The organism is Streptomyces sp. CAU 1734 (assembly GCF_039888735.1).
Taxonomy (GTDB): Bacteria; Actinomycetota; Actinomycetes; order Streptomycetales; family Streptomycetaceae; genus Streptomyces.
Map to the genome: position 1 here is coordinate 38,912 of NZ_JBDQQP010000024.1, position 22,118 is coordinate 61,029.

General features: G+C 72.1%; 23 protein-coding genes. 15 read left to right on the plus strand and 8 right to left on the minus strand.

Annotated elements, in window-relative coordinates:
• Positions 1-56 precede the first annotated feature (56 nt).
• The 3 genes from AAFN69_RS32815 (at position 57) to AAFN69_RS32825 (ending at position 2,696) form a co-directional block, all read left to right on the plus strand.
• Positions 57-533: a DUF2771 domain-containing protein gene (locus AAFN69_RS32815; protein ID WP_347732559.1), complete on the plus strand. Its 477-nt coding sequence runs from the start codon at positions 57-59 to the stop codon at positions 531-533.
• Positions 534-1,161: 628 nt separating this feature from the next.
• Positions 1,162-1,860, plus strand: a complete 699-nt coding sequence (locus tag AAFN69_RS32820) for a futalosine hydrolase (RefSeq protein WP_347732617.1) — start codon at positions 1,162-1,164, stop codon at positions 1,858-1,860.
• A complete protein-coding gene (locus tag AAFN69_RS32825) occupies positions 1,857-2,696 on the plus strand; it encodes a 1,4-dihydroxy-6-naphthoate synthase (protein ID WP_347732560.1) in 840 nt (279 codons plus the stop codon). Before AAFN69_RS32820 ends, AAFN69_RS32825 begins: the two co-directional genes overlap by 4 nt.
• 122 nt (positions 2,697-2,818) lie before the next feature.
• On the opposite strand, the gene AAFN69_RS32830 is transcribed toward AAFN69_RS32825, so the two are convergent.
• Positions 2,819-3,202, minus strand: coding sequence for a cold-shock protein (locus AAFN69_RS32830; RefSeq protein WP_347732562.1), 384 nt, complete (start codon positions 3,200-3,202; stop codon positions 2,819-2,821).
• 179 nt (positions 3,203-3,381) lie between these two features.
• On the opposite strand from AAFN69_RS32830, the gene AAFN69_RS32835 reads away from it, so the two are divergent.
• Positions 3,382-3,618: a hypothetical protein gene (locus AAFN69_RS32835; protein WP_347732563.1), complete on the plus strand. Its 237-nt coding sequence runs from the start codon at positions 3,382-3,384 to the stop codon at positions 3,616-3,618.
• On the opposite strand, the gene AAFN69_RS32840 is transcribed toward AAFN69_RS32835, so the two are convergent.
• Complete coding sequence (locus AAFN69_RS32840; RefSeq protein WP_347732564.1) at positions 3,615-4,271, minus strand: HAD family hydrolase; 657 nt, start codon at positions 4,269-4,271, stop codon at positions 3,615-3,617. The two genes, AAFN69_RS32835 and AAFN69_RS32840, sit on opposite strands and share 4 nt — an antisense overlap.
• 177 nt (positions 4,272-4,448) lie before the next feature.
• On the opposite strand from AAFN69_RS32840, the gene AAFN69_RS32845 reads away from it, so the two are divergent.
• From AAFN69_RS32845 to AAFN69_RS32855, 3 genes are all read left to right on the plus strand, one after another.
• Complete coding sequence (locus tag AAFN69_RS32845; RefSeq protein WP_347732565.1) at positions 4,449-5,459, plus strand: iron ABC transporter permease; 1,011 nt, start codon at positions 4,449-4,451, stop codon at positions 5,457-5,459.
• A 74-nt stretch (positions 5,460-5,533) separates the two neighbouring features.
• On the plus strand, positions 5,534-6,586 hold the full coding sequence (locus tag AAFN69_RS32850; RefSeq protein WP_347732566.1) for an iron chelate uptake ABC transporter family permease subunit: 1,053 nt from the start codon (positions 5,534-5,536) through the stop codon (positions 6,584-6,586).
• Positions 6,583-7,443 (plus strand): ABC transporter ATP-binding protein, encoded by an 861-nt coding sequence (locus AAFN69_RS32855; RefSeq protein WP_347732567.1) that lies wholly within the window; start codon positions 6,583-6,585, stop codon positions 7,441-7,443. Before AAFN69_RS32850 ends, AAFN69_RS32855 begins: the two co-directional genes overlap by 4 nt.
• Before the next feature lie 409 nt (positions 7,444-7,852).
• Here the strand turns inward: AAFN69_RS32855 and AAFN69_RS32860 are convergent, their stop codons facing one another.
• On the minus strand, positions 7,853-8,989 hold the full coding sequence (locus AAFN69_RS32860; RefSeq protein ID WP_347732568.1) for a hypothetical protein: 1,137 nt from the start codon (positions 8,987-8,989) through the stop codon (positions 7,853-7,855).
• 101 nt (positions 8,990-9,090) lie between these two features.
• Here AAFN69_RS32860 and AAFN69_RS32865 point away from each other — a divergent pair, with 101 nt between their 5' ends.
• Positions 9,091-11,571 (plus strand): helicase C-terminal domain-containing protein, encoded by a 2,481-nt coding sequence (locus tag AAFN69_RS32865; protein ID WP_347732569.1) that lies wholly within the window; start codon positions 9,091-9,093, stop codon positions 11,569-11,571.
• Here AAFN69_RS32865 and AAFN69_RS32870 read toward each other — a convergent pair.
• Both AAFN69_RS32870 and AAFN69_RS32875 read right to left on the minus strand, forming a co-directional pair.
• On the minus strand, positions 11,534-12,232 hold the full coding sequence (locus AAFN69_RS32870) for a VanZ family protein (RefSeq protein WP_347732570.1): 699 nt from the start codon (positions 12,230-12,232) through the stop codon (positions 11,534-11,536). The two genes, AAFN69_RS32865 and AAFN69_RS32870, sit on opposite strands and share 38 nt — an antisense overlap.
• 118 nt (positions 12,233-12,350) lie before the next feature.
• Positions 12,351-12,818 carry a hypothetical protein gene (locus AAFN69_RS32875; RefSeq protein WP_347732571.1) on the minus strand — a complete coding sequence of 156 codons (468 nt, stop codon included), beginning with the start codon at positions 12,816-12,818 and terminating at the stop codon, positions 12,351-12,353.
• Between the two features lie 198 nt (positions 12,819-13,016).
• Between AAFN69_RS32875 and AAFN69_RS32880 the strand changes: the two genes are divergently transcribed.
• Entirely contained in the window at positions 13,017-14,654 is a 1,638-nt protein-coding gene (locus AAFN69_RS32880) for a DNA repair helicase XPB (protein ID WP_347732572.1), read from the plus strand.
• Positions 14,655-14,715: 61 nt separating this feature from the next.
• Here the strand turns inward: AAFN69_RS32880 and AAFN69_RS32885 are convergent, their stop codons facing one another.
• Positions 14,716-14,910 (minus strand): hypothetical protein, encoded by a 195-nt coding sequence (locus AAFN69_RS32885; protein WP_347732573.1) that lies wholly within the window; start codon positions 14,908-14,910, stop codon positions 14,716-14,718.
• A 358-nt stretch (positions 14,911-15,268) separates the two neighbouring features.
• Between AAFN69_RS32885 and AAFN69_RS32890 the strand changes: the two genes are divergently transcribed.
• The 6 genes from AAFN69_RS32890 to AAFN69_RS32915 all read left to right on the plus strand — a co-directional run bounded on the left by AAFN69_RS32890 (position 15,269) and on the right by AAFN69_RS32915 (position 20,572).
• Complete coding sequence (locus tag AAFN69_RS32890; RefSeq protein WP_347732574.1) at positions 15,269-17,356, plus strand: UvrD-helicase domain-containing protein; 2,088 nt, start codon at positions 15,269-15,271, stop codon at positions 17,354-17,356.
• 91 nt (positions 17,357-17,447) lie between these two features.
• Positions 17,448-17,906, plus strand: a complete 459-nt coding sequence (locus AAFN69_RS32895; RefSeq protein WP_347732575.1) for a MarR family transcriptional regulator — start codon at positions 17,448-17,450, stop codon at positions 17,904-17,906.
• A gap of 424 nt (positions 17,907-18,330) precedes the next feature.
• A complete protein-coding gene (locus tag AAFN69_RS32900; RefSeq protein WP_347732576.1) occupies positions 18,331-18,861 on the plus strand; it encodes a DUF6879 family protein in 531 nt (176 codons plus the stop codon).
• Positions 18,845-19,702: a helix-turn-helix transcriptional regulator gene (locus AAFN69_RS32905; RefSeq protein WP_347732577.1), complete on the plus strand. Its 858-nt coding sequence runs from the start codon at positions 18,845-18,847 to the stop codon at positions 19,700-19,702. Before AAFN69_RS32900 ends, AAFN69_RS32905 begins: the two co-directional genes overlap by 17 nt.
• A gap of 74 nt (positions 19,703-19,776) precedes the next feature.
• On the plus strand, positions 19,777-20,010 hold the full coding sequence (locus tag AAFN69_RS32910) for a DUF397 domain-containing protein (RefSeq protein ID WP_347732578.1): 234 nt from the start codon (positions 19,777-19,779) through the stop codon (positions 20,008-20,010).
• Positions 20,011-20,098: 88 nt separating this feature from the next.
• Positions 20,099-20,572: a hypothetical protein gene (locus tag AAFN69_RS32915; RefSeq protein ID WP_347732579.1), complete on the plus strand. Its 474-nt coding sequence runs from the start codon at positions 20,099-20,101 to the stop codon at positions 20,570-20,572.
• 257 nt (positions 20,573-20,829) lie between these two features.
• Here AAFN69_RS32915 and AAFN69_RS32920 read toward each other — a convergent pair whose 3' ends face one another.
• Together AAFN69_RS32920 and AAFN69_RS32925 are read right to left on the minus strand one after the other, a co-directional pair.
• Entirely contained in the window at positions 20,830-21,021 is a 192-nt protein-coding gene (locus AAFN69_RS32920) for a DUF397 domain-containing protein (RefSeq protein ID WP_347732580.1), read from the minus strand.
• A gap of 29 nt (positions 21,022-21,050) precedes the next feature.
• Positions 21,051-21,920 (minus strand): helix-turn-helix transcriptional regulator, encoded by an 870-nt coding sequence (locus AAFN69_RS32925; RefSeq protein ID WP_347732581.1) that lies wholly within the window; start codon positions 21,918-21,920, stop codon positions 21,051-21,053.
• Positions 21,921-22,118: the final 198 nt, after the last annotated feature.

Here is a 22,118-nt window from a genome sequence, read left to right on the forward strand (position 1 = left end):
GCGCCGCGCCGGACCCCCGCGTGGACAGGGCGCATGGGCCCGATAGCCTTTCGGCCATGACCGTTGCGTTCTACTCCGGCAAGCGCCGCCGGGCCGCTGCCACCATCGGTGCCGTCTCGGCCGGGCTTCTCGTCCTCTCGGGCTGCGAAAAGCCGACACCGCTCGCGACCGTGACGGTCGGGACGGAGTCCGTCAACTCCGAGGCCGCCTGCTACAACGACGGCAAGGCCATCAAGGAGTCCCTGGTTCAGGGCTGCCTGAACAAGAACACGGGGAAGACCGTCAAGGTCTCCCTGGACGACAAGATCCGCTTCGGGGTCGACCCGGAGATCGCGGAGAACGGCTGGACCCTCTTCATCAGCGGCCAGCCGGCGGAGCAGGAGCCGTACACCAAGACGTACCGCACCATCCCCGCCAGCGCGTTCTTCACCTCGCAGACCGGCGAGGCGCCCAAGAAGGCGAACATCAGCATCGTCGAGACGAACGGCAAGAAGCTGCTCGGCATCTGGCTGTTCACGCTCGAAAAGAAGTGATCCCGGGAGGCCCGCGGTGCGCGTCCTGGTGGTGACGGCGGTGGCGGCGGAGGCGGACTCCGTCGCCGCGGGCCTCGCCGCGTACGCCGCCGTCCGGCACGGTGCGCCCGACCCCGGCCCCGCGGGCCCGGCCGGCGGCCCCGCGACCGGGCGGCCCGCCGGCGTCACGCACACGCACAGCACCTCCCCCGCGAACCCGCCCGCCGGCCCGGACCCGCACGGAACCGGCGCGGGCCGCGCACCGCGCGGTGCGGGGGCCGGCACCCGGCCGGCCGCGAATCCGGCAGCCGCGGCGGACAGCGGCGCGGCGGTCGAGGCCCGGCGGACCGCGAATCCGGTGACCCGGCCGCCCTTCGGCCCGGCCGGCCCGGCGACCGCGAAACCCGCCGGCGCCGCGCGGGGGCACGGCACCCCTCTCACGAACCCGGCCGCCGACGCGGAACCGGACGGAACCGGAACAGACGCCGCTTCAGCCCGCAGGGATCCCGGTACGAACCCGCCCGCCGGCGCGGACCCGCACGGAACCACCGCGGACCGCGCACCGCGCGGTGCGGGGGCCGGCACCAGGCCGGTCGCCGGACCGGGAGGCGTTCACGCCGCCGGGAGGCTCGGTGCGGATGGTTTCCCGGTGCCGGGGAGCGGGCCGGACGGCGGGACGGAACCCGGACCCGGAACCGGAGCAGCCCCCTTCGTGGACGTTCTGGTCGGCGGAGTCGGGCCGGCCGCCGCGGCCGCCGCCGCTTCGAAGGCGCTGAGCGCCGCGTCCGGGAGCGCGCCGTACGACCTGGTGGTCTCCGCCGGGATCGGCGGCGGCTTCGCGGAGCGCGCTCCCGTCGGCTCGCTGGTCGTCGCGGACGCCGTCGTCGCCGCCGACCTCGGGGCCGACTCCCCGGGCGGCTTCCTGCCCGTCGACGAACTCGGCTTCGGCCGCACCGTCCATCTGCCGCCCGCCGCGCTCGCGGCCCGCGCCGCCGGGCTGGCCGGGGCGGTGCACGCGCCGGTGCTGACCGTCTCCACCGTCACCGGGACCGCCGCCCGCGCCGCCGAGCTGAGGGCGCGTCATCCGCGCGCCGCCGCCGAGGCGATGGAGGGCTTCGGGGTGGCCGAGGCGGCGGCCCTGCACGGAGTGCCCGTACTGGAGATCCGCGCCGTCTCCAATCCGGTCGGCCCGCGCGACCGCGCGGCCTGGCGCATCGGGGACGCGCTCACCGCGCTGAGCACCGCCTTCCGGCTGCTGGGCCCGCTGCTCGCGGCCGAAGCGGACCCACCGCCCGCACCGCGCCGGGAGACCGGCCCCGCCCCCCTCGCCGAGGAGTCGTCGCCGTGACCCTGCGGATCGCGTACTCGCCCTGCCCGAACGACACCTTCGTCTTCGACGCCTGGGCCCACGGCCGGGTCCCCGGCGCGCCCGCCATCGATGTGCGGTTCGCCGACATCGACATCACCAACAAGATGGCCGAGCGGGGCGAGTACGACATCCTCAAGGTCTCCTACGCGGTGCTCCCCTGGGTCCTGGACGAGTACGCGCTGCTGCCGTGCGGCGGCGCGCTGGGCCGGGGCTGCGGCCCACTGGTGCTCAGCAGGGAGCCGGGGCTCGACCTGACCGGCCGGACCGTCGCCGTGCCGGGCGAGCGCTCCACCGCGTATCTGCTCTTCCGGCTCTGGGCGGCCGATCAGGTGCCCGGCGGGGTCGGCGAGGTGGTCGTACTGCCGTTCCACGAGATCATGCCCGCGGTCCGGGACGGCAGGGTGGACGCCGGGCTGGTCATCCACGAGGCGCGGTTCACCTATCAGTCGTACGGGCTGCACCGCCTCGCCGACATGGGCGAGCACTGGGAGTCCACCACCGGCCTGCCCATTCCGCTCGGTGCGATCATCGCCAAGCGCTCGCTCGGGGAGGACACCCTGCGGCGGCTCGCCGCGGCGGCCCGTACATCCGTGCGGATGGCGTGGGACGACCCGGAGGCGTCCCGGCCGTATGTGCGCGAGCACGCCCAGGAGATGGATCCGGCGGTCGCCGATCAGCACATCGGGCTGTATGTCAATGAGTTCACCGCCGACCTCGGCGAGGACGGTTACGCGGCGGTGCGCGGGCTGCTCACCCGGGCGGCGGCCGAGGGCCTGGTGCCGCCGCTGGCCCCGGGCGCCCTCGCGTTCGCCTGACGCCCGCGGGGACACCTGCCGCGACCGGGCCACCCGCGCCGCACCCCGTACCGGGCCCGGAGACGGCAGCGGCCGGGCGGGCCCGAAGCCCACCCGGCCGCCGTACGGTCCGGTCGCGCGTCTCAGACGTCGAGCTGGTCCGCGACCGCCCGCAGCAGTCCCGCGATCTTCGCGCCGTGCGCCTTGTCGGGGTACCGGCCGCGCTCCAGCATCGGGGTGATGTTCTCCAGCAGGGTCGTCAGATCCTGCACGATGGAGGCCAGCTCGTCCGGCTTGCGCCGCTGCGCCGCCGCCACGGACGGCGTGGGGTCCAGAACCGTCACCGAGAGGGCCTGGTCACCCCGCTGACCCGCCACGACACCGAATTCAACACGCTGGCCCGGCTTGAGCGAATCGACCCCGTCGGGCAGCACTGACGAGTGCACGAAGACGTCTCCGCCGTCGTCGCGGGAGAGGAAGCCGAAGCCCTTCTCGCTGTTGAACCATTTGACCTTGCCGGTAGGCACGTCTGTCCTCGTCTTCGTACTCATTGGGGCGCGGGGGCCACCGGAAGCGTGACGCCGAAAAACGGCTCTGGAAGCACTGCGGCGGGCCGTCCGACCCGCTGACCCAAGGCTAATGGTCCAGGGGCTGGTGACAAGACGTCGCCGAACGGTTCGTACCCGGAGGGAACTACCCTGGCTGGATGACTGCTACTCCTACCGCTCCGGGTGACGGGCTGGTCCGCGCCGGTGGCATCGTCTTCATCGTCGGCGCGGTGGCCACACTGGTCACCATGGCGCCGCTGTTCCTCGGAACCGACCCGTTTCCGCCGATCGCCTACGCCGTCTGCATGCTGATGGGCGTGGGCTTCATGATCTCCGGCGCCGGTGTGATGCGCTCGATCGCGGCCCAGCGACGCGCGGCGAAGTCCACCGCCTAGCCCTGCCCGCGGCCGGCCGGCGCCGCCCCCGCCAGATATCCGCGCAGCCAGCCGGGGAAGGCGCGCAGATTGTCGAGGACCACATCCGCGCCGGCTTCCCGCAGCTCATCGGCTGTGCAGGGGCCGGTCGGCACGGCCACGGAGAGCGCCCGCGCGGTGTGCGCGCCCCGGACGTCCCCGATGTGGTCGCCGACGTACACCCGCGCGTCGTGCGCGCGCAGCGCCTCCGCCTTGCCCTCGGCCCAGAGCCTGCCGATGACCGCGTCGGTCTCGATGCCGAGCCGTTCGAGATGGAGCTCGGCGTCCGGCTCGTTCTTCGCCGTGACGACGATGGCCCGGCCGCCCAGCTCCCGCACGGCGGCGACGGCCTCCCGCGCGCCCGGAAGCGGAACCGAGGGCTCGATCGCGTGGAACGCGTAGATCTCGCGGTATCGGTCGCGCATGGCGTGAATCTGATCATCCGGGAACCAGTGCGCGAGCTCGTGCTCCAGCGGCGGGCCCAGCCGGGTGACGGCGAGATCGGCGTCGATGTGCGCACCGGTCTCGGCGGCGAGGGCGGTGAAGGCGGCGTGGATGCCCGGGCGGGTGTCGATGAGCGTCATGTCCAGGTCGAAGCCGACGGTGGGCGCGGGCGGTACCGGCTGGGAGTCCATGGGGCCATTGTGCCCACCGGCCGGTGCTGACACGTGCCTATTACACTGAGGCCGACTTAGCCAAGCCTTACCAAACACCGCCCCCTGCTCGCCCCTTCCCCGGAACACGGACTCGCGGTTTCCGCCGGTCCGCACCCGGGTCTCCCCCGCCTCTCCGGTTCTCCCTGATTGGTTCCCATGTCAGCCAGACGCGCGCTCACGGCCCGCCGTATCGGCTGGACGGCCCTCGCCGTCGTGGCCCTTCTGCTCGCGACCCTGCTCAGCCTCGCCGTCGGAGCACGCGCCATCGCGCCGTCGGCGGTCCTCGACGCCCTGCTGCACGGCGGCACGAGCGACGACGCGGAGGTCGTCCTGGATCTGCGCGTGCCGCGCACCCTGATCGCGCTGATGGTGGGCGCGGCGCTCGCCATGGCGGGCGCGGTGATGCAGGGCATCACCCGCAATCCGATCGCCGACCCCGGTGTCCTCGGCATCAGCCAGGGCGCCTCGGTGGGTGTCGTCCTCGCCATCACCTTCGCCGGGGTGCACACCCTCTCGGGGTATGTGTGGTTCGCCTTCACCGGCGCGGCGGTGGCCTCCGTCGCGGTGTACGCGATCGCGGCGCGCGGACGCGGCGGCGCGACCCCGGTGAAGCTGGCGCTCGGCGGGGCGGCGATCAACGCCCTGCTCGCGGCGGTGACCGTGGCCGTGCTGACCACCAGGTCGGCGACGCTCGACGAGTTCCGCTTCTGGCAGGTCGGTTCGGTGGCCGGGCGGGACTCCGAGATCGCGGGCCAGGTCTGGCCGTTCATGGCGCTGGGCGCGGTGCTGGTGCTGGCGGTGGCACGCGGCCTGGACGCGCTGGCGCTCGGCGAGGACCTGGCGCAGGGCCTCGGCCAGAATGTGGCGGCGGTCCGGATCGTGGGCGGGCTCGGCGCGACGGTGCTGACGGGCGCGGGGGTGGCGGCGGCCGGCCCGATCGCCTTCATCGGGCTGGCGGTACCGCATGTGGCCCGCGCGATCGTCGGCGGTGACCACCGCTGGCTGCTGCCGATGGCGGCGCTGATCGGTCCGGTGATGCTGCTGGTGGCGGATGTGATCGGCCGGGTGGTGTTCCCGCCGGGTGAGATACCGGCCGGGGTGACGACGGCGCTGATCGGTGTTCCGTTCCTGGTCGCCCTGGTCCGCCGCAAGGCGGTGCCCGCATGAGCCGCCCGCCGGCCGGCGCACCCGTCGGCGAGACATCCGGCGCACCCATTCACAAGACCGACGAGGGGCCGCGGATGAGCACCACACACCGGCCCCCGGGCCATGGCGTGCTCCGGGTCCGGGGCGGCAGTTTCCTGCTGCACCGGCGGAGCACCGCCGTCTCCGGGATCCTCGCGCTCGTCCTCGCCGCCACCTGTGTCGCCTATCTCTGCTCGGGGGAGAGCTTCGTCCCGCCCGGCGAGGTGGTGAAGGTGCTGCTGGGCCGGCCCTCACCCGACGAACTGGTCGTCGGCACCCTCCGGCTGCCCCGGATGACGGCCGGTCTGCTGGTCGGACTCGCCTTCGGGGTCGCGGGCGCGCTCATCCAGACCGTCGCCCGCAATCCGCTGGCCAGCCCCGACATCATCGGCATCAGCCAGGGCGCGACGGCGGTCACCGTCGCCGGGCTCACCTTCGGCTTCACCTCGTACACCCTGCTGCCCTATCTCTCGGTCGCCGGCGGGATCCTCGCCGCCGCCCTGGTCTATGTCTTCGCCTGGCGCGGCGGACTCCACGCGACCCGGTTCGTCCTCATCGGCATCGGCTTCGCCGTCGTGCTGCGCTCGGTCACCCTGCTGCTGCTCACCAAGGCGGACGCGGCCGTGGCCTCGCAGGCGCAGACCTGGATGACCGGCTCCCTCAACGGCCGGGGCTGGGAGGAGGTCAACCCGCTGGCCTGGGCGCTGCTGCTGATGCTCCCCGCCGTGGTGTGGGCCGCCCGCGCCCAGCGGAGCGTGAGCCTGGACGACGACACCGCGACCGCGCTCGGCGTCCGGCTCGGCCGGGTGCGGCTCGGGCTGGTGGCCACCGGGGTGGTCCTCGCGTCGGTGGCCACCGGCGCGGCCGGACCGGTCGACTTCGTGGCCCTGCTCGCCCCGCAGATCGCCCGCCGGCTCACCCGCACCGCGCAGATCCCGCTGGTCTCCTCGGCGCTGCTGGGCGCGGTGATCGTGGTCCTCGCCGATCTGCTCGCCCGCAAGCTCCTCTCCCCCACCGAACTGCCCGTGGGCGTCATGACAGCCGCGGTCGGCGCCCCCTATCTGATCTGGCTGATCGTCCGCGGCCGCACCACCGGAGGTAATGCGTGAGCAGGCTGACCGCGCGCGAGCTGACACTCGCCTACGAGGACCGCACGGTCGTCGACCGGCTCGACCTCGCCGTCCCGGACGGGAAGGTGACGGTCATCGTCGGCCCGAACGCCTGCGGGAAGTCGACCACCCTGCGCGCGCTGGGGCGGCTGCTGAAGCCGAAGGGCGGTTCCGTACTGCTCGACGGGGCGGATCTGGCCCGGATCCCGACGAAGCGGATCGCCCAGTCGCTGGGGCTGCTGCCGCAGTCCCCGGTGGCGCCGGAGGCGATCACCGTCGGCGATCTGGTCTCCCGCGGCCGGCAGCCCCATCAGGCGTGGTGGAAGCAGTGGTCGGCGGAGGACGAGCGGGCGGTGACGGACGCGATGGCGCGTACGGACATCACGGAGCTCGCCGACCGGTCGGTGGACGAGCTCTCCGGCGGACAGCGCCAGCGGGTCTGGATCGCGATGGCGCTCGCCCAGGAGACGGATCTGCTGCTGCTGGACGAGCCGACCACCTTCCTGGACATCTCCCACCAGGTGGAGGTGCTCGACCTGGTCCGCAGGCTCAACCACGAGCGGGGGCGCACGGTCGTGGTGGTCCTGCACGATCTGAACCAGGCGGCGCGGTACGCCGACCATCTGGTCGCGATGAAGGCGGGCCGCATCGCGGCCGAGGGCCCGCCCGGCGAGATCGTCACGGCGGAGCTGGTGCGCGAGGTCTTCGGCCTGGAGTCGGTGGTGGTCCCGGACCCGGTGACCGGCTCGCCCCTGGTGGTGCCGGGCGCGCCGTACCTCCCGGCCCCGAGGAGCGCGGACGCCCCGCCGGTCGCGGGGAAGTGCGCGGAGGGGGCGGAGGACCCGGCGGCGTCCTGAACCGGCCGCCTCGGCGGCGGGCGGGTGCCGCGTCGGCGGCGGGCGCGGGGCCCGGGCGGCCGGGCCTCATGGCGCCGGGCCTCGGTCATCCGTGACGGGTGCGCTCCGTCGCCGCCCGCGCGGGGCGCGAAGGCCCGGCACCCGGCCGGACACCCGCCGGCGGCCCCGCCCGCCACCACCGCGACGCGCGGCGCGGACCCCGTGCCACCCGGGCCCGCCGGGTGGACGATTCCGTCCGTACACCGGCGGTCCACCCGGAGCGGGAGGCCCGGGGCTCCCGGCCCGGCACCCGGTACGAACGCGGGCGGGACCCCCGCATCCGGACCCGCCGGGCACACTCCCGTACCCCCGGGCCGGCGGCGCGTACCCGGCACGGACGGCCGCGGCCGGGCGCACCGTGCGCCCGTGGTCACCTCCGCCGCGCGCGCCAGATCAGATAGAGGGCGGAGGCGAGGGCCGCGCCGCGCAGGACCCACGGCCAGGTCGCGGTCATCGCGTCGCCCATGCCGCCGTCGGGCACCGGATCGCCCCACCGGCCGTCGGTGCGGCCCCAGAGCCAGACGAGCCCCGCCGCGAGCGCGGCCCCGGGGAGGCCGAGGACCGCGAACTTCCGCTCGGTGACGGAGAGCCTGCGGGAGCCGTACGCGAAGAGCCAGCCGAGGCCGAGCGCGATGAGCGAGTCGAACGCCGCGCCGGCGATCAGCAGCGCGGCGGCCAGGAGCAGGAAGGGGTTGCCGAGACGGGCGAGGCGGCCGGGCGGCGCCTCGGCGGCCGGTTCGGCGACCGGGGCGGGCGCGGCCTCCGGCGTACGGCGCAGGCGTCCCCGGAGCAGCCGGAGCGCGGCCCTCCGTGTACCCCCGGAAGCCGGTCCGTCCGCCTTCTCCGCGCCCGCCGGCGCCGCCGGTTCGGCACCGGGATCGGAATTGGAATCGGAATCGGCGTCGTCGTCATCGGCGGGTGGCGGCGGTTTCAGTATTTCGGGGATCTCGACCCCGCCGGTGAAGCCGGCGACCCGCTCGCCCGCGCCGAAGGGCCGGGGCGTGACGCTCCACCAGTCGACATCCGCCTCCGATGAGCCGAGTTCGTCCATCGGCGCCAGATGCGGCGGCATCGCCCCGGCGGGCGGCTGCGGCACGGCGGGCGAGTCGCGGCGGGGGCGCGGCACCCGGCGGCGTCCCCGCTGTCCGGGCAGCCCGCCCAGGCCCGGCACCCGGAAACCGCCGCCCCTGCCGCCGGGCGGGCGGGCTCCGGGAGCCGCCGCCGGGGGCGGGGGCGCCGGGGCGGCCGGCGGGGCGGAGGGGGGAGGCGGGGCGGGCGGATCGTCGCCCGCCGCCGCCACGACCTCGTCCGGGGTGCCGAGTCTGCCGAGAATTCTCCGTACCGACGCGGGGTTGTCCGCCGCGGCGCCGGCCCGTTCCCGGTCGATCTCGCTCCGCAGCGACGACACCAGCCGCATCCGGGCCCCGGACGGCAGTTGCCGCTGCTGGGCCAGATCGCCGACCCGGCTCAGATAGTCGTAGACGAGCTGGTCGCTCTCGATACCCACGGCTCTTCCCCTGACGTTCCCCGACGTTGCCAGCCGACCGTAGCGCGACCCCGGCTCTTCGGGGACTCCCGTCGAGCACTCCAGGGACTAACGTGGGGCGGATGGGGACCACGCCCGAAGCAAGCAGTCCGCGCACACTGGCCGATGCCCTGCGCGCCCGAGGTGACGAGGAGCTGGCCGCGCTGCTGCGCGCCCGCCCCGATCTGCTCAGCCCCGTGCCCGGGGATCTGACCCAGCTCGCCACCCGAGCGGGCACCCGGGCCTCGGTCGTCCGCGCCCTGGAACGGCTCGACCGGTTCACCCTCCAGGCCGCCGAGGCGCTCGCCGTCGCGCCCGACGCGGCCTCATATGACAACCTGCTCGCGCTGCTGACCGGCGACGACGGCGATCCGGCGGTCGCGGCCGCGCTGCCGCGCGCGGTCGCCGTGCTGCGGACCCAGGCGCTGGTGTGGGGCGGCGACGACCGGCTCCGGCTGGTGCGCACCGCGCGCGAGCTGCTGGCCCCGTCGCCCTCCCGGCCCTCCCCCACCGGGCTCGGCCCGAGCGTCGCCGAATCCACGGCGGGGATGTCCCCGGGCCGGCTCCAGGAGATCCTGGCGGCGGCCGGACTGCCGACCACCCACGATCCGGTGTCGGCGGTGGCGGCGTTGACGGCGCTCTTCACCGACCGGGAGCGGATGGGCGATCTGCTGGACACGGCACCGGCGGAGGCACTGGCGGTCCTGGACCGGCTGGTGTGGGGACCGCCGTACGGCGAGGTCACCTCCAGCCCCACCCCTCCCGTGCGCTGGCTGCGCGACCGGGGTCTGCTGCTGGCCGTCTCGGCCCGCACCGTGGTGCTGCCGCGCGAGGCGGCGCTCCATCTGCGGGCCGGCCGGGCGCACCGCACCCCGGAGCCGGTGCCGCCGGAGATCACCCCGGCCGCCGCGCCCGGACGGCCCGAACTGGTCGACGGCACGGCCGCCGGCCAGGCGTACACCGCGCTGACGGCGGTCGAGGATCTGCTCCAGGACTGGCACGAGGGCGGCCCGGCGGTGCTGCGCGCCGGCGGTCTGTCGGTACGGGATCTGAAGCGGGCCGCCGCCGCGCTGGACACGAGCGAGCCGATGGCCGCCTTCTGGGTGGAGCTGGCGTACGCGGCGGGGCTGCTGGCCTCGGACGGCGAGGCGGACGAGCGGTACGCCCCGACCCCGGCGTACGACGAGTGGCTGACCCGCCCGGCGCCGGAGCGCTGGGCGGTCCTCGCCCGCGCGTGGCTGACCGCGACCCGCACCCCGGGCCTGGTGGGCGGGCAGGACAGCAAGGGGCGGACGCTGGCGGTGCTCGGCCCCGATCTGGACCGCTCGGCCACCCCGGAGGTGCGGCGCCGGATCCTGGAGCTGCTGGCCGGGCTCCCGGAGGGCACCGCGGCCGACCCCGAGTCGGTACTGGCCCGGCTGCGCTGGGAGCGCCCGCTGCGGGCGGGCACGGGCGCGGACGGCCACGGCGCCGGCCCGGTGGATCTGCGGTCGCGGATCGCCGCCTGGACCCTGACGGAGGCGGAGACGCTGGGTGTGACGGGCCGGGGCGCGCTCTCGGCCCACGGCCGGGCGCTGCTGCCCCCGGACACGGACCTTCGCCCGGGTGCGGATCCGGCGGCCGAGGCGCTGGCGCCGCTGCTGCCCTCCCCCCTGGATCATGTGCTGCTCCAGGCGGATCTGACGGCGGTCGCCCCCGGCCCGCTGGAGCGCCCGCTCGCGGAGACCCTCGCCGTGCTGGCGGACATCGAGTCCAAGGGCGGGGCCACGGTCTACCGCTTCACCCCGGCCTCGGTGCGCAGAGCCCTGGACGCCGGCCGGTCGGCCTCCGATCTGCACACCTTCCTGGCGTCGCACTCGCGCACGCCCGTGCCGCAGCCGCTCAGCTATCTCATCGACGATGTGGCCCGCCGCCACGGTCATCTGCGGGTCGGGGTGGCGTCGGCGTACATCCGCTGCGACGACGAGGCGCTGCTGGACGAGATCCTCGCCGACAAGCGCTCCCAGGATCTGCTGCTGCGCCGGCTCGCCCCGACCGTGCTGGCGGCCCGGACGGAGCCGTCCGCGGTGCTCGCCGGATTGCGGACGATGGGCTTCGCGCCCGCCGCGGAGTCGACGTCCGGCGATGTCCTGATCGCCCGCGCCCATGCCCGGCGCACCCCTGCGCGCACGCCCCCGGCCCCGGTGCCGGACGGTCCGCCGCTGCCGGACGCGACCCTGCTGGGGGCGGCGGTGCGGGCGATCAGGGCCGGTGACCTGGCGGCCACGGTGGAGCGCAAACCCGCCGCGGACCCGGCACCGGCCGGACCGGGCGGCGGCACGGGGGGCCTGCCGCGGACGTCGTCGGCGGAGACCCTGGCCACCGTCCAGGCGGCGGCGATGACGGGCTCGGCGATCTGGATCGGCTACGTGAACGCGGAGGGCTCGGCCAGCCAGCGGGTCATCGCGCCGGTGCGGGTGGAGGGCGGTTTCGTCACCGCGTACGACCACACGGCGGACGAGGTGCGGACCTTCCCGCTGCACCGCATCACGGGCGTCGCGGAACTCGCCGACGACCCGGCCTGAACAGCCGGCGGCGCGTGACGGCACCGTCGAGACCCGCCGCGCGCGCCTTCCCGGGGCGTTCCCGGTCGCGCCGCCGCGCCAGCGCGTGGAAGTGGTGCCCGACCCGCCGGCCGATCAGCAGATAGCCGATCAGCGCACCGGTGGTGTTGAGGATGACGTCGTCCACGTCGAAGGCCCGGCCCTCGACGATCGCGCCCTGCACCAGCTCCACCAGCATCATCACCACGGCGGCCGTGAGGACGACCCGCAGCATCCGCATCCTGCGGGGCACCAGGACCGGCAGGAAGAGCCCGAAGGGCACACCGAGCAGCAGATTGCCGCCGATCTGCTTGCAGGCGGCGAGGAAGGTGTACTCCTGCACGTACTGGTTCAGGGAGCGGCCGGGCCGCAGATTGGCCCCGGCGATGTCGGCGGAGGCGGTGGAGGGGGTGAGGGTCAGCCGGGCGAGGACGAAGGAGAACCCGATCAGGGCGAGGACTCCCAGGGTCATGATCAGCACCCGCAGGGCGACCGCGCGCCGTCCGCCGGCCCGCTCCCCGGCCCGCTCCCCGTCGTGGTCGCCGGCCTGTGATCCGTCCTTCCCGGCGTACGGATCCCCGGCCCGTGACCCGTACCCGTCGGGTGTTCCGTCGGGTGTTCCGTCCGCTGTCCCGTCCTGCACGGTGGGCCGTGCCGGCCCTGTCGGATCTTCCGGTTGCTCTGGATACCGCTGCCCTTGTCCCGTCATGGTTCGCGGGTTCCCCCGGACCCGCCGCGCAACCTGCCGGACCGGCCCCGTACTACACCGTTGCGCTCACGATTTTGAACACCAGCCTCACCGCCACCACACCGAACAGGACCGCCATCACGACCTCTGTATAGAAATAGGCCAGCAGACAAGCCGCTCCGGCGAGCACCCGCCGCCGGGTGCGGCGCCCGATGGTCCGTTTCTGGAGCCAGGCGGTCACGATCAGCAGCAGCGGCAGCAGACAGCCGAGCGCCAGCGGTGGCGGAAAGTTGGGGATCCCGGTGAGATCGGTGTACGCCAGCACCGGCGCGAGCGCGGTGGCGAGCGCGGGCGGCGCCCACCACCAGGGGTCGGGATCGGACGGGCCCGGCACGGCGGGCGGCACATACGGCGGAATCGCCGCGGGCGCCTCCTGCCGGCCCGTACCGGAATCACCGGGACCACCGGGACCGTACGGATCACGGCCGCCGGCGGGCCCGTGCCGGTCCCCCTGCGGATTCTGCGGTGTCGGGCTGCTCATGGCCCCACTCAACCCCGGCCGGCCCCCGTCCGGCACCGCTCGCGTACTCATTTCCTCCGCCCGGATACTCAGTGCGGCACACTGGAGGTTTGGCCGCACCGGCCGACCGCCCCACCGCACCGGCACCCCCGGCCGGTCCCGGGGCCGGCCGGCTCCCGGCCGTATCGGCAGCACCGCCTTCACCGAAAGGGCGCAGGTGTGAACGGACCTCTCATCGTCCAGAGCGACAAAACCCTCCTCCTGGAGGTCGACCACGAGCAGGCCGACGCCTGCCGCCGCGCCATCGCCCCCTTCGCGGAGCTGGAGCGCGCGCCCGAGCACATCCACACCTACCGGGTCACCCCCCTGGGCCTGTGGAACGCCCGTGCCGCCGGACACGACGCCGAGCAGGTCGTGGACGCCCTGGTCCAGTACAGCCGCTACCCCGTCCCGCATGCCCTGCTGGTCGACATCGCCGAGACGATGGCGCGCTACGGCCGTCTCACCCTCTCCAAGCACCCCGTGCACGGCCTGGTGCTCACCACCACCGATCGCCCGGTACTGGAGGAGATCCTCCGCTCCAGGAAGGTCCAGCCGCTGGTGGGAGCCCGGCTCGACCCCGACACGGTCGCCGTGCACCCCTCCGAGCGCGGCCAGATCAAGCAGACCCTCCTCAAGCTGGGCTGGCCCGCCGAGGACCACGCCGGCTATGTGGACGGCGAGGCCCACCCGATCGAGCTGGACGAGACCACCTGGTCGCTGCGCCCGTACCAGCGCCAGGCCGTGGAGGGCTTCTGGCACGGCGGCTCCGGAGTGGTCGTCCTCCCCTGTGGTGCCGGAAAGACCCTGGTCGGAGCGGGTGCGATGGCGGAGGCCAAGGCGACCACGCTGATCCTGGTCACCAACACCGTCTCCGCCCGCCAGTGGAAGCACGAGCTGGTGAAGCGGACCTCGCTGACCGAGGAGGAGATCGGCGAGTACAGCGGCACCCGCAAGGAGATCCGCCCGGTCACCATCGCCACCTATCAGGTGCTGACCACCAAGCGGAAGGGCATCTACCCCCACCTGGAGCTCTTCGACTCCCGGGACTGGGGCCTGGTCGTCTACGACGAGGTGCATCTGCTGCCCGCGCCGGTCTTCAAATTCACCGCCGATCTCCAGGCCCGGCGCCGGCTCGGCCTGACCGCCACGCTGGTGCGCGAGGACGGCCGCGAGTCGGACGTCTTCTCGCTCATCGGTCCCAAGCGCTTCGACGCGCCGTGGAAGGAGATCGAGGCCCAGGGCTATATCGCCCCGGCGGACTGTGTCGAGGTGCGGGTGAATCTCACCGACGCGGAACGGCTGGCGTACGCCACGGCCGAGCCGGAGGAGAAGTACCGCTTCTGCGCCACCACGGCGACCAAGCGGAAGGTGACGGAGGCGCTGGTCGCCAAGCACCGCGGCGAGCAGACCCTGGTCATCGGGCAGTACATCGACCAGCTCGACGAGCTGGGTGAGCATCTGAACGCGCCGGTCATCAAGGGCGAGACGCCGAACGCGCAGCGCGAGAAGCTGTTCGACGCCTTCCGGCAGGGCGAGATCTCGGTACTGGTCGTCTCGAAGGTGGCGAATTTCTCCATCGACCTGCCCGAGGCGACGGTCGCCATCCAGGTCTCGGGCACCTTCGGCTCACGCCAGGAGGAGGCCCAGCGGCTGGGCCGGGTGCTCCGCCCGAAGGCGGACGGCCACGAGGCCCGCTTCTACTCGGTGGTCGCCCGGGACACGATCGACCAGGACTTCGCGGCGCACCGGCAGCGGTTCCTCGCGGAACAGGGGTACGCGTACCGGATCGTGGACGCGGACGAGCTGCTGCGGTAGCCGGTGGCCGGACGGGGCTGTGAGGACACGGCCCGGACGCCGGCGCGGGCCGGGCCCGGGCTCAGCGCCGGACGCCGACCTCCTCGCCGTACTCACCGAGCACGGTGACGCTGAATATGGCGGCGGCGAAGACCCTGACGGCCCGCAGCGCGCCGCCGACGCCGTGCGCCGCCCCGCCGTCGGCGGGGGCGCCGGCGCCGTGCCGGCCGCGGGGACGGGGGATCTCGGACGCGGGGGTGAAGCTCGCTGTGGTCATGTGTCCATGGTGGCTTTCCGCCGCTCCCGGCACATCGGCCCAGGGAGTGAACCGGGGGCCCCGCGCGGTACGACCACAGGCATAGGGGTCGCCTCGGGGGTGCGGCACTTCAGGAGGAGACCGCCGTCATCCCTGTCGGGGAGAAAACGGTTCGCACTCCTCCGGGGCGCTGAGTAAACTCGCGCGTCTTCCCGCCTCCCTCTCGTCGAGGAGCGCCGCCGCCCGGACGGAAACCGGCCGGTCCCACCAGCCACAGGGCCTCTCGTCCGGCATTCCGCCGGGGCTCGCGCGCCCTCGGGCAGCGCCCCGCCGATCCCGTACGGGTGGCCCCCGCTCTCTCTCGCTCCGGAGGCGACCTGTGCCCGCGTACGCTCCCGACCCCGCCCCCCTCGACCGGGAACGCGCTCATCTCGCCGCCTCCCGCGCCGCTCTGCGGGTGATGCGGCAGGACGCCGAAGCACTCGACATCAGGGATGTGGCGGCGAACTGGGTCAATGCCGCCGCCCTGGAGGCGGCGAAGGAGCTCCGCGTCAAGGAGCTGGCGGATCTCACCCACACCCCGCTCTTCTTCGGCCGGCTCGACTATCTGCCCACCGCGCAGGAGGGACAGAGCTTCCACATCGGCCGCCGCCATGTCCACGACGCCCATGGCGACCCGATGGTGGTGGACTGGCGCGCCCCCGTCTCCCAGCCCTTCTACCGGGCCTCCCGGAAGGACCCGCAGCACATCGGGCTGCGCCGCCGGTTCGGCTACACCGGCGGAATCCTGACCGCGTACGAGGACGAGCACCTCGACGACCCCGCCGAGCAGAGCGGCACCAGCCGCCTTCTCCAGGAGGAGATCGAGCGCCCGCGCGTCGGCCCGATGCGCGACATCGTGGCCACCATCCAGCCCGAGCAGGACGAGATCGTGCGGTCGGGGCTCGGCGGCACGGTCTGCGTCCAGGGCGGCCCCGGCACCGGGAAGACCGCGGTGGGCCTGCACCGGGTGGCGTATCTGCTGTACGCGCACCGGGAGCGGCTGGCGCGCACGGGCACACTGGTGATCGGGCCGAACCGTTCCTTCCTCCACTACATCGAGCAAGTGCTGCCCGCGCTGGGCGAGCTGGAGGTAAAGCAGGCGACCGTCGCCGACCTGGTGGCCCATGTCGAGATCCGGGGTGCGGACGAGGCTCCGGCGGCCGTCCTCAAGGGTGACGCCCGCATGGCCGAGGTGCTGCGCCGCGCGGTCCGCTCCCATGTCACGCTCCCCGCCGAGCCGCTGATGGTGGTGCGCGGCTCGCGCCGCTGGCGGATCCCGGCGTACGAACTGGAGGAGCTGGTCACCGAATTGCTGGCGCGCGACATGCGGTACGGCGCGGCGCGCGACGCCCTTCCGCAGCGGATCGCCCATGCGGTGCTGGTCCGGATGGAACAGTCCGGCGAGGCCCCCGACGACCGCGTCCAGGACGCGGTGGCGCGCAACCCCGCCGTGAAGGCGGTGGTCAAGGCGGTCTGGCCGGCGGTGGATCCGGCGAAACTGGTGCTGCGGCTGCTCTCCGACCCGGAGTTCCTGGCCGCGCGGGCCGAGGGCGTTCTCTCGGCGGAGGAACAGCGGACGATCCTGTGGCAGAAGCCGGCCCGGAGCGTCCGCGCGGCGAAGTGGTCGGCGGCGGACGCGGTGCTTATCGACGAGGCGGCGGATCTGATCCAGCGCACCCACTCGCTCGGCCATGTGGTGCTGGACGAGGCGCAGGATCTCTCCCCGATGCAGTACCGGGCGGTGGGCCGCCGCTGCACGACGGGCTCGGCGACGGTCCTGGGCGATCTGGCGCAGGGCACCACTCCGTGGGCCACGGAGAGCTGGCGGGAGGCGCTGTCCCATCTGGGCAAGCCGGAGGCGGTGGTGGAGGAGCTGACGGCGGGCTTCCGCGTACCGCGCGAGGTGATCGCCTACGCCTCGCGGCTGCTGCCGCACATGTCCCCGGGGCTCGCGGCGGTCAGCTCGGTCCGTGACGCCCCGGGCTCGCTGGAGATCCGCGCGCTCCCGGCCCCGGCGGGCCCCGCCGGTGCCGTGGACGCCACCGGTGCCGCCGGCACCGCCGAGCTGGACGCGGCGGTCCTCGCGGCCTGCGTGGAGTCCCTCCGCCGGGAGGGGTCCATCGGCCTGATCGCGGCGGACTCCCGGATCCCCGCCCTGTCCGCCGCCCTCGCGGCGGCGGGCCTGCCCCATCTGGACCCCGGCGCCGAGACCACCGCCGAGTCCCGGCTGACGCTGGTCCCCGCGTCCCTGGCGAAGGGCCTTGAGTACGACCATGTCGTCCTGGACGAACCGTCGCTGGTGGTGGCGGGCGAGCCCGATGAGCGCACCGGGCTGCGCCGCCTCTATGTGGCGCTGACCCGTGCGGTGTCGGGGCTGGTGGTGGTGCACCGGGACCCGCTGCCGCAGCAGCTTGCGCGAACCTGAAGCGGTCCGCGACACCCTTGACCTCAAGCTAACTTGAGGTCATACGGTGAGTCGCATCCGAACGGTACGGCCGACAGGAAGCGAAACGGCGATGAATCTCAAGGAGTACTCCCCCGAGCAGATCTCCGCCCAGCCCGCCGGGGCATGGACGGGCATGGCGTACCGCCTGGTGGTGGGCGCCCTGCGCGACCAGCTCGCGGTCGAGGATCTCACCCAGCCCCACTGGTGGACCCTCAACCACGCCGCCGGCGACCCCGGCCGGTGGACCAGGGCGGCCCTGATCGAGCGGCTGACGCCGTACGACGACATGGACACCGACTTCCACGCCGTCTTCGACAACCTGGTGGACCGGGGGTGGCTGCTGGAGACCGGCGGCACCATGAGCCTCACCGAGGAGGGTGTCGCCGGACGGGAGCGCGCCAAGCAGCGGAATCTGCGGGTTCTGGAGCGCACCCATGAGGGCGTCGACCCGCAGGAGTACGTGACCACCATCAATGTGCTGCGGCGCATCGTCGCGAACATGGGCGGCGACGGGAATCTGCCCGAATAGCGGGGCTTCGCGCCTCATGGACACGGCCACCTCGATCTCCCCGTCGCAGCCAGCGGCTCGGCCTACCGGCTGCCGGGCCGCCGGGCCGGCCAACTCGGCGACGCACGCGGCCCCGGGGCCCCGCGCGCACGGGTCTATGCGACTACGTGACTGAACTGCGAGCCACCTTGCAACAGGAGCATGACCGTCCGTAACTTGCTGACCACACAGACCAGAGGGGGCTCAGTGAACGAACTGCGGGTGATTGCCGGCGGACCCTGCGGGAGGGACGACGACTGCTCAAACGGTGACTGTCCAACCGTGTACGCCACACCGCAACCCGGAATGTTGGCGATCCAGGGGTATGACGTGACCCACCCGACGCCGGATGGCGAATCAGTCGTGCTGATCCCCGAGGACATTTTGAAGGAGGCGGCCCGCTCCCGTGGATGGATCTAGCCTCGTACTGCTGGACGGCGAAGAGTGGCAGGAGTGCTTCCGCTCCTTCAAGCACTCCGCCTTCCGGCTCGAAGTACACCAGACCTACACCATGCCGGCCGAGGCTGAAACGGTCCGCAGCTTCCTTGCCGGGGACCGGAAGCCGAACGGATTCAACGCATCGTGGCATCAGACAATCCGGGACCATACGGCAAGTGGGCGGACGATTACCCGCGCCAAGATCGTACACAGGCCCCTCACGCCATACGGGCGATATCTCTTCGAATGGTGCATTCCCGGGAACGTCGCAGCCGGAGAGAACTACCAAATAGTCGACCTGACCAACGACTCAAATCCCGGACTCCCCGATCAAGATTTCTGGATGTTCGACGAAACAACAGTCGTACATCTCAACTACCGGCCGGACGGGACGCAGATCAACCGTGAGCTGATCCAGGATCCGGACTTGGGCAAGTATCTCGCGTGGCGGGACCTCGCCCTGGAAGGCTCCGTACCATTCAGTGCCTATCGAACCTGAAGCACAGCAACGAGAACGGAGAGACTTGGCGGAGGCTCTTCGGGATCTCCGTCACGCCTCCGGCCTGAGTGGCGAACGCCTGGCACTTCGCTGCAACATGAGCCAGACAAAGATCAGCCGCATTGAGACCGGTCGCGCGCTGCCAACGGTCATTGACGTTGAGCGAATCCTGAAGGCCCTTGCCGTACCGGCGGAGGTTGCCAACGAGCTACTGGGGCTGGCCCGGAGCGCCAATGTCGATTACGCATCATGGCGGGCATATGCGCGTGTCGGGCTCCACCGAAAGCAAGCAGAGCTCAAGGCGCTCGAGTCTTCCTCGCGGGAAATGCGGCATTTCCTCCCCGCGATCCCGACAGGCCTCCTGCATGTCCGTGAATACGCTGTTGAAACACTGTCGCCCACCGTGACCGGAGATCCGGCCAGAAATGTATCCCGGGCCGTTCGGGCGCGCATGGACCGCCAGGCCGCCCTGGACGACCCCTCCCGATCCTTCTGGTTCCTCATGACCGAACAAGCCGTGAAGTGGCGGCGGGCGAAACCCGAAGTCATGGCTGCACAGTGTGCACACATGGCGGAAGTCAACGAGAAACCAAACGTCGAGATCGGGATAATCCCACAGGTCCGACACGTTCCGGCTGCCCCTATGAACATTTTCGTCGTCTACGATGACCGCCTCGTGACAGTGGAATTGTTCTCCGGAGAGGTCGCCCTGCGCGACCCCAGAGATGTCATGCATCACCTGAATTTGTTCGAGCTGCTCTGGTCTCACGCCCTCACAGGAAATTTGGCTTCAATATTTCTGAACGAAGCCTCAGAAGCGTTCATGCGTCAACGTGACTAGCCCTTCCGCTACTTCCCGCCGGCCCCTGACCATGTATTGACGGCCAGCGAGAACGAAAAGAAGGGTGATCAGCCATGTCCGACGGATTGAAGCTTTACACACTCAGCATCGAGGACGCGGTTTTCGTGAAGGCATGCGGCGGCAACACCCACCCGGACGGCGAGGCGTGCGTGACCCTCGCGCAGATCGCCCCGGACGTCTGGGCCGTGGGTGACAGCAAGCGCCCGAACGCCGAGCCGCTGCGATTCACCACGGCGGAGCTGGACGCCGCAGGGATCACCCCTGCCCGTTTCGGCCTCTCCGCCTGACCCCACCACCGCACCAGCCTGAACCGGCTGCCCCGCCCGCCCACGCGCGCCGGGCGGGGCAGCCGTGGCCCCTCTGAACGGAGCCGCAGTGCATCATCACGGTTACTCATGGCTCGGGGAGAAGAAGACCTTCGACCGGGAGAGCATCCGAAGACCCCCCGGCCAGGCCCCGACCGCGACCAGCGAGCCGGACGTGCACGACCGGTATCGGGAGGCCGTGACCATGTTCCCGACTGCTGATGTGCCCCCGCTTCAGACCTCGCACTGGCTCATGAAGCCGGCCTCCATGATTCGGGGCACTTGGGAGGAGCCGAAGGAAGCAGGCGAATGGCTGGGGCACCAGCTCACCGAGTTCGCCCCTCGATTCGCCTCTGACGAGGACCGGGACACCGCCAGACTGCTTCTCCTGGTGGCGGCGGCGATCGAGCGGCTGACGTGGGGCGGGGACGTGTCCCTTGGTCACTACATGAAGGGAACGGTCTTCCATTCCGTGGCTCTGGTGACCTGCTCACCGAACCTCACGACTCGCGGCCTGCGCTGTCCCGCTCGTATCCAGCACTAGAATCCGCGCCGCCTCTACCGCCTTGGCTCGCCCGCCAAGCCGGACCGTTCGCGGAGCTTGCCGCAGCACGGGCGGCGAAGCACATGACGCGACCCTGGGAAGCGGACCCGACAGGGGAGTTCAGCCGCCGATTGGGCAAATCACCCCTGGAGCTGGGGAACATCAGTTCCGGACAGCCGCAGCGAATAGTCCGAGGGTGCCCATACCCGCGTGCAGAGGGTACGAGCACCCCGGTTCGGATGGTGTGGCTCCGGGACTCAGGTCGTGGCCGCGTCCGCCGCGAAGCCGACGAACCTGTGCCAGGCGCCTGACGGAACAACAAGCGCGGGGCCCTCGGGTGTCTTGGAGTCGCGGACGCCGGCGGCACCGGTCAGCGCCGCGACCTCCACACAGTTCCCCCCAGTGTTGTTGCTGTAGGAAGACTTGAACCAGGCGGACTCTTCGGCCACATCAGTGGCCAGGATGTGCGTAGTGATGACTACTCCCACTGTCGTGCCAGTTCTTCCAGGAAACTTGCTGTACGAGCGGGGGGCAGGGCACTGTCTCGCATGGCGTCAAAGCGTCGGACGTTTCGCTGGACCTCTCGTCGCTCGTCAGTGACGCTGATGGTGTTCGGCATGTCCACCTGTACGACCGGGGCAAGCGTCTCGGCGAAGTCGAGGAGAGCAAAGTCGCTCTCCGTGCGGTAGGTGACGACATCGTGCGGGAGGATCTGGACAGTCACATTGTCCAGACGGCTCAACTCCACGATTTCGTCGTATTGGCCGCGCATCGCCTCAGGGCTGCCCACCATCCTGCGGACCGCTGCCTCATCCATGACGACGCGAAGTTCCAGTGGGCTGTCAGAGCGGGTGATCAATTCCTTCCGCTCCATCCTCAGCCTGACGTTCTGCTCGATGTACTCCGAGGTGGTCTCTTCCACCGGTTTGGCGATGGTGTAGAGGGCCCGGGTGTACGCCTCTGTCTGCAGGAGCCCGTAAATGAAGCTCGATTGGAAGGCCCGCATCACTCTCGCGTCCTGCTCCAGTCCCCGATACGTCGGCATCTTCGACGGCATGAACGCCTTGTACGGCGTCCACGGCTCCTTGCTCAGGGATTCGCGGTGGAGCTGGAGCAGTGTCTCCCTGTCCTCCCTCGCCATGTTCAGGTCGTAGAAGTCCATCAGGGCTTCCAGGTCCGCCACCCGGGGCAGGTCGTTCTCGCCGATCTCCACCCGGGCCAGCTTCGTGAACGAGAAGCCCAGCTCCTTCGCCACGTCCTGAAGTGTCATGCCCTTCTTGTCGCGGAGCTTCCGCAACTCCTTGCCGAGCTCCCTGCGCCGGAACGTCGCGCCCCGTTTCGCTGCCACCTCGCTGTGTCCTCTCCTCATCGGTCTGCCGGTTTCTGACGTGACCTCTGTGGGGTGCCGACGCAGGTCGTACCCCCGAGTGTGCCACCCCCTGTCCCCACCTGGGCAGCCCATGCCCCTGGTCCGGCATGTGCCAATTCAGAGCCCTTGGCCTTTTGCGCTTGCATAGTAACTCTCATATCCAGCACCGTAGTTGCG

What these genes read in the sequence shown, in the direction of transcription:
- AAFN69_RS32815 (WP_347732559.1), top strand. Translation starts at nt 57, where the DNA reads ATGACCGTTGCGTTCTACTCCGGCAAGCGCCGCCGGGCCGCTGCCACC.
- AAFN69_RS32835 (WP_347732563.1), top strand. Translation starts at nt 3,382, where the DNA reads ATGACTGCTACTCCTACCGCTCCGGGTGACGGGCTGGTCCGCGCCGGT.
- AAFN69_RS32840 (WP_347732564.1), bottom strand. Translation starts at nt 4,271, where the DNA reads ATGGACTCCCAGCCGGTACCGCCCGCGCCCACCGTCGGCTTCGACCTG.
- AAFN69_RS32845 (WP_347732565.1), top strand. Translation starts at nt 4,449, where the DNA reads ATGTCAGCCAGACGCGCGCTCACGGCCCGCCGTATCGGCTGGACGGCC.
- AAFN69_RS32850 (WP_347732566.1), top strand. Translation starts at nt 5,534, where the DNA reads ATGAGCACCACACACCGGCCCCCGGGCCATGGCGTGCTCCGGGTCCGG.
- AAFN69_RS32865 (WP_347732569.1), top strand. Translation starts at nt 9,091, where the DNA reads ATGGGGACCACGCCCGAAGCAAGCAGTCCGCGCACACTGGCCGATGCC.
- AAFN69_RS32875 (WP_347732571.1), bottom strand. Translation starts at nt 12,818, where the DNA reads ATGAGCAGCCCGACACCGCAGAATCCGCAGGGGGACCGGCACGGGCCC.
- AAFN69_RS32885 (WP_347732573.1), bottom strand. Translation starts at nt 14,910, where the DNA reads ATGACCACAGCGAGCTTCACCCCCGCGTCCGAGATCCCCCGTCCCCGC.
- AAFN69_RS32895 (WP_347732575.1), top strand. Translation starts at nt 17,448, where the DNA reads ATGAATCTCAAGGAGTACTCCCCCGAGCAGATCTCCGCCCAGCCCGCC.
- AAFN69_RS32910 (WP_347732578.1), top strand. Translation starts at nt 19,777, where the DNA reads ATGTCCGACGGATTGAAGCTTTACACACTCAGCATCGAGGACGCGGTT.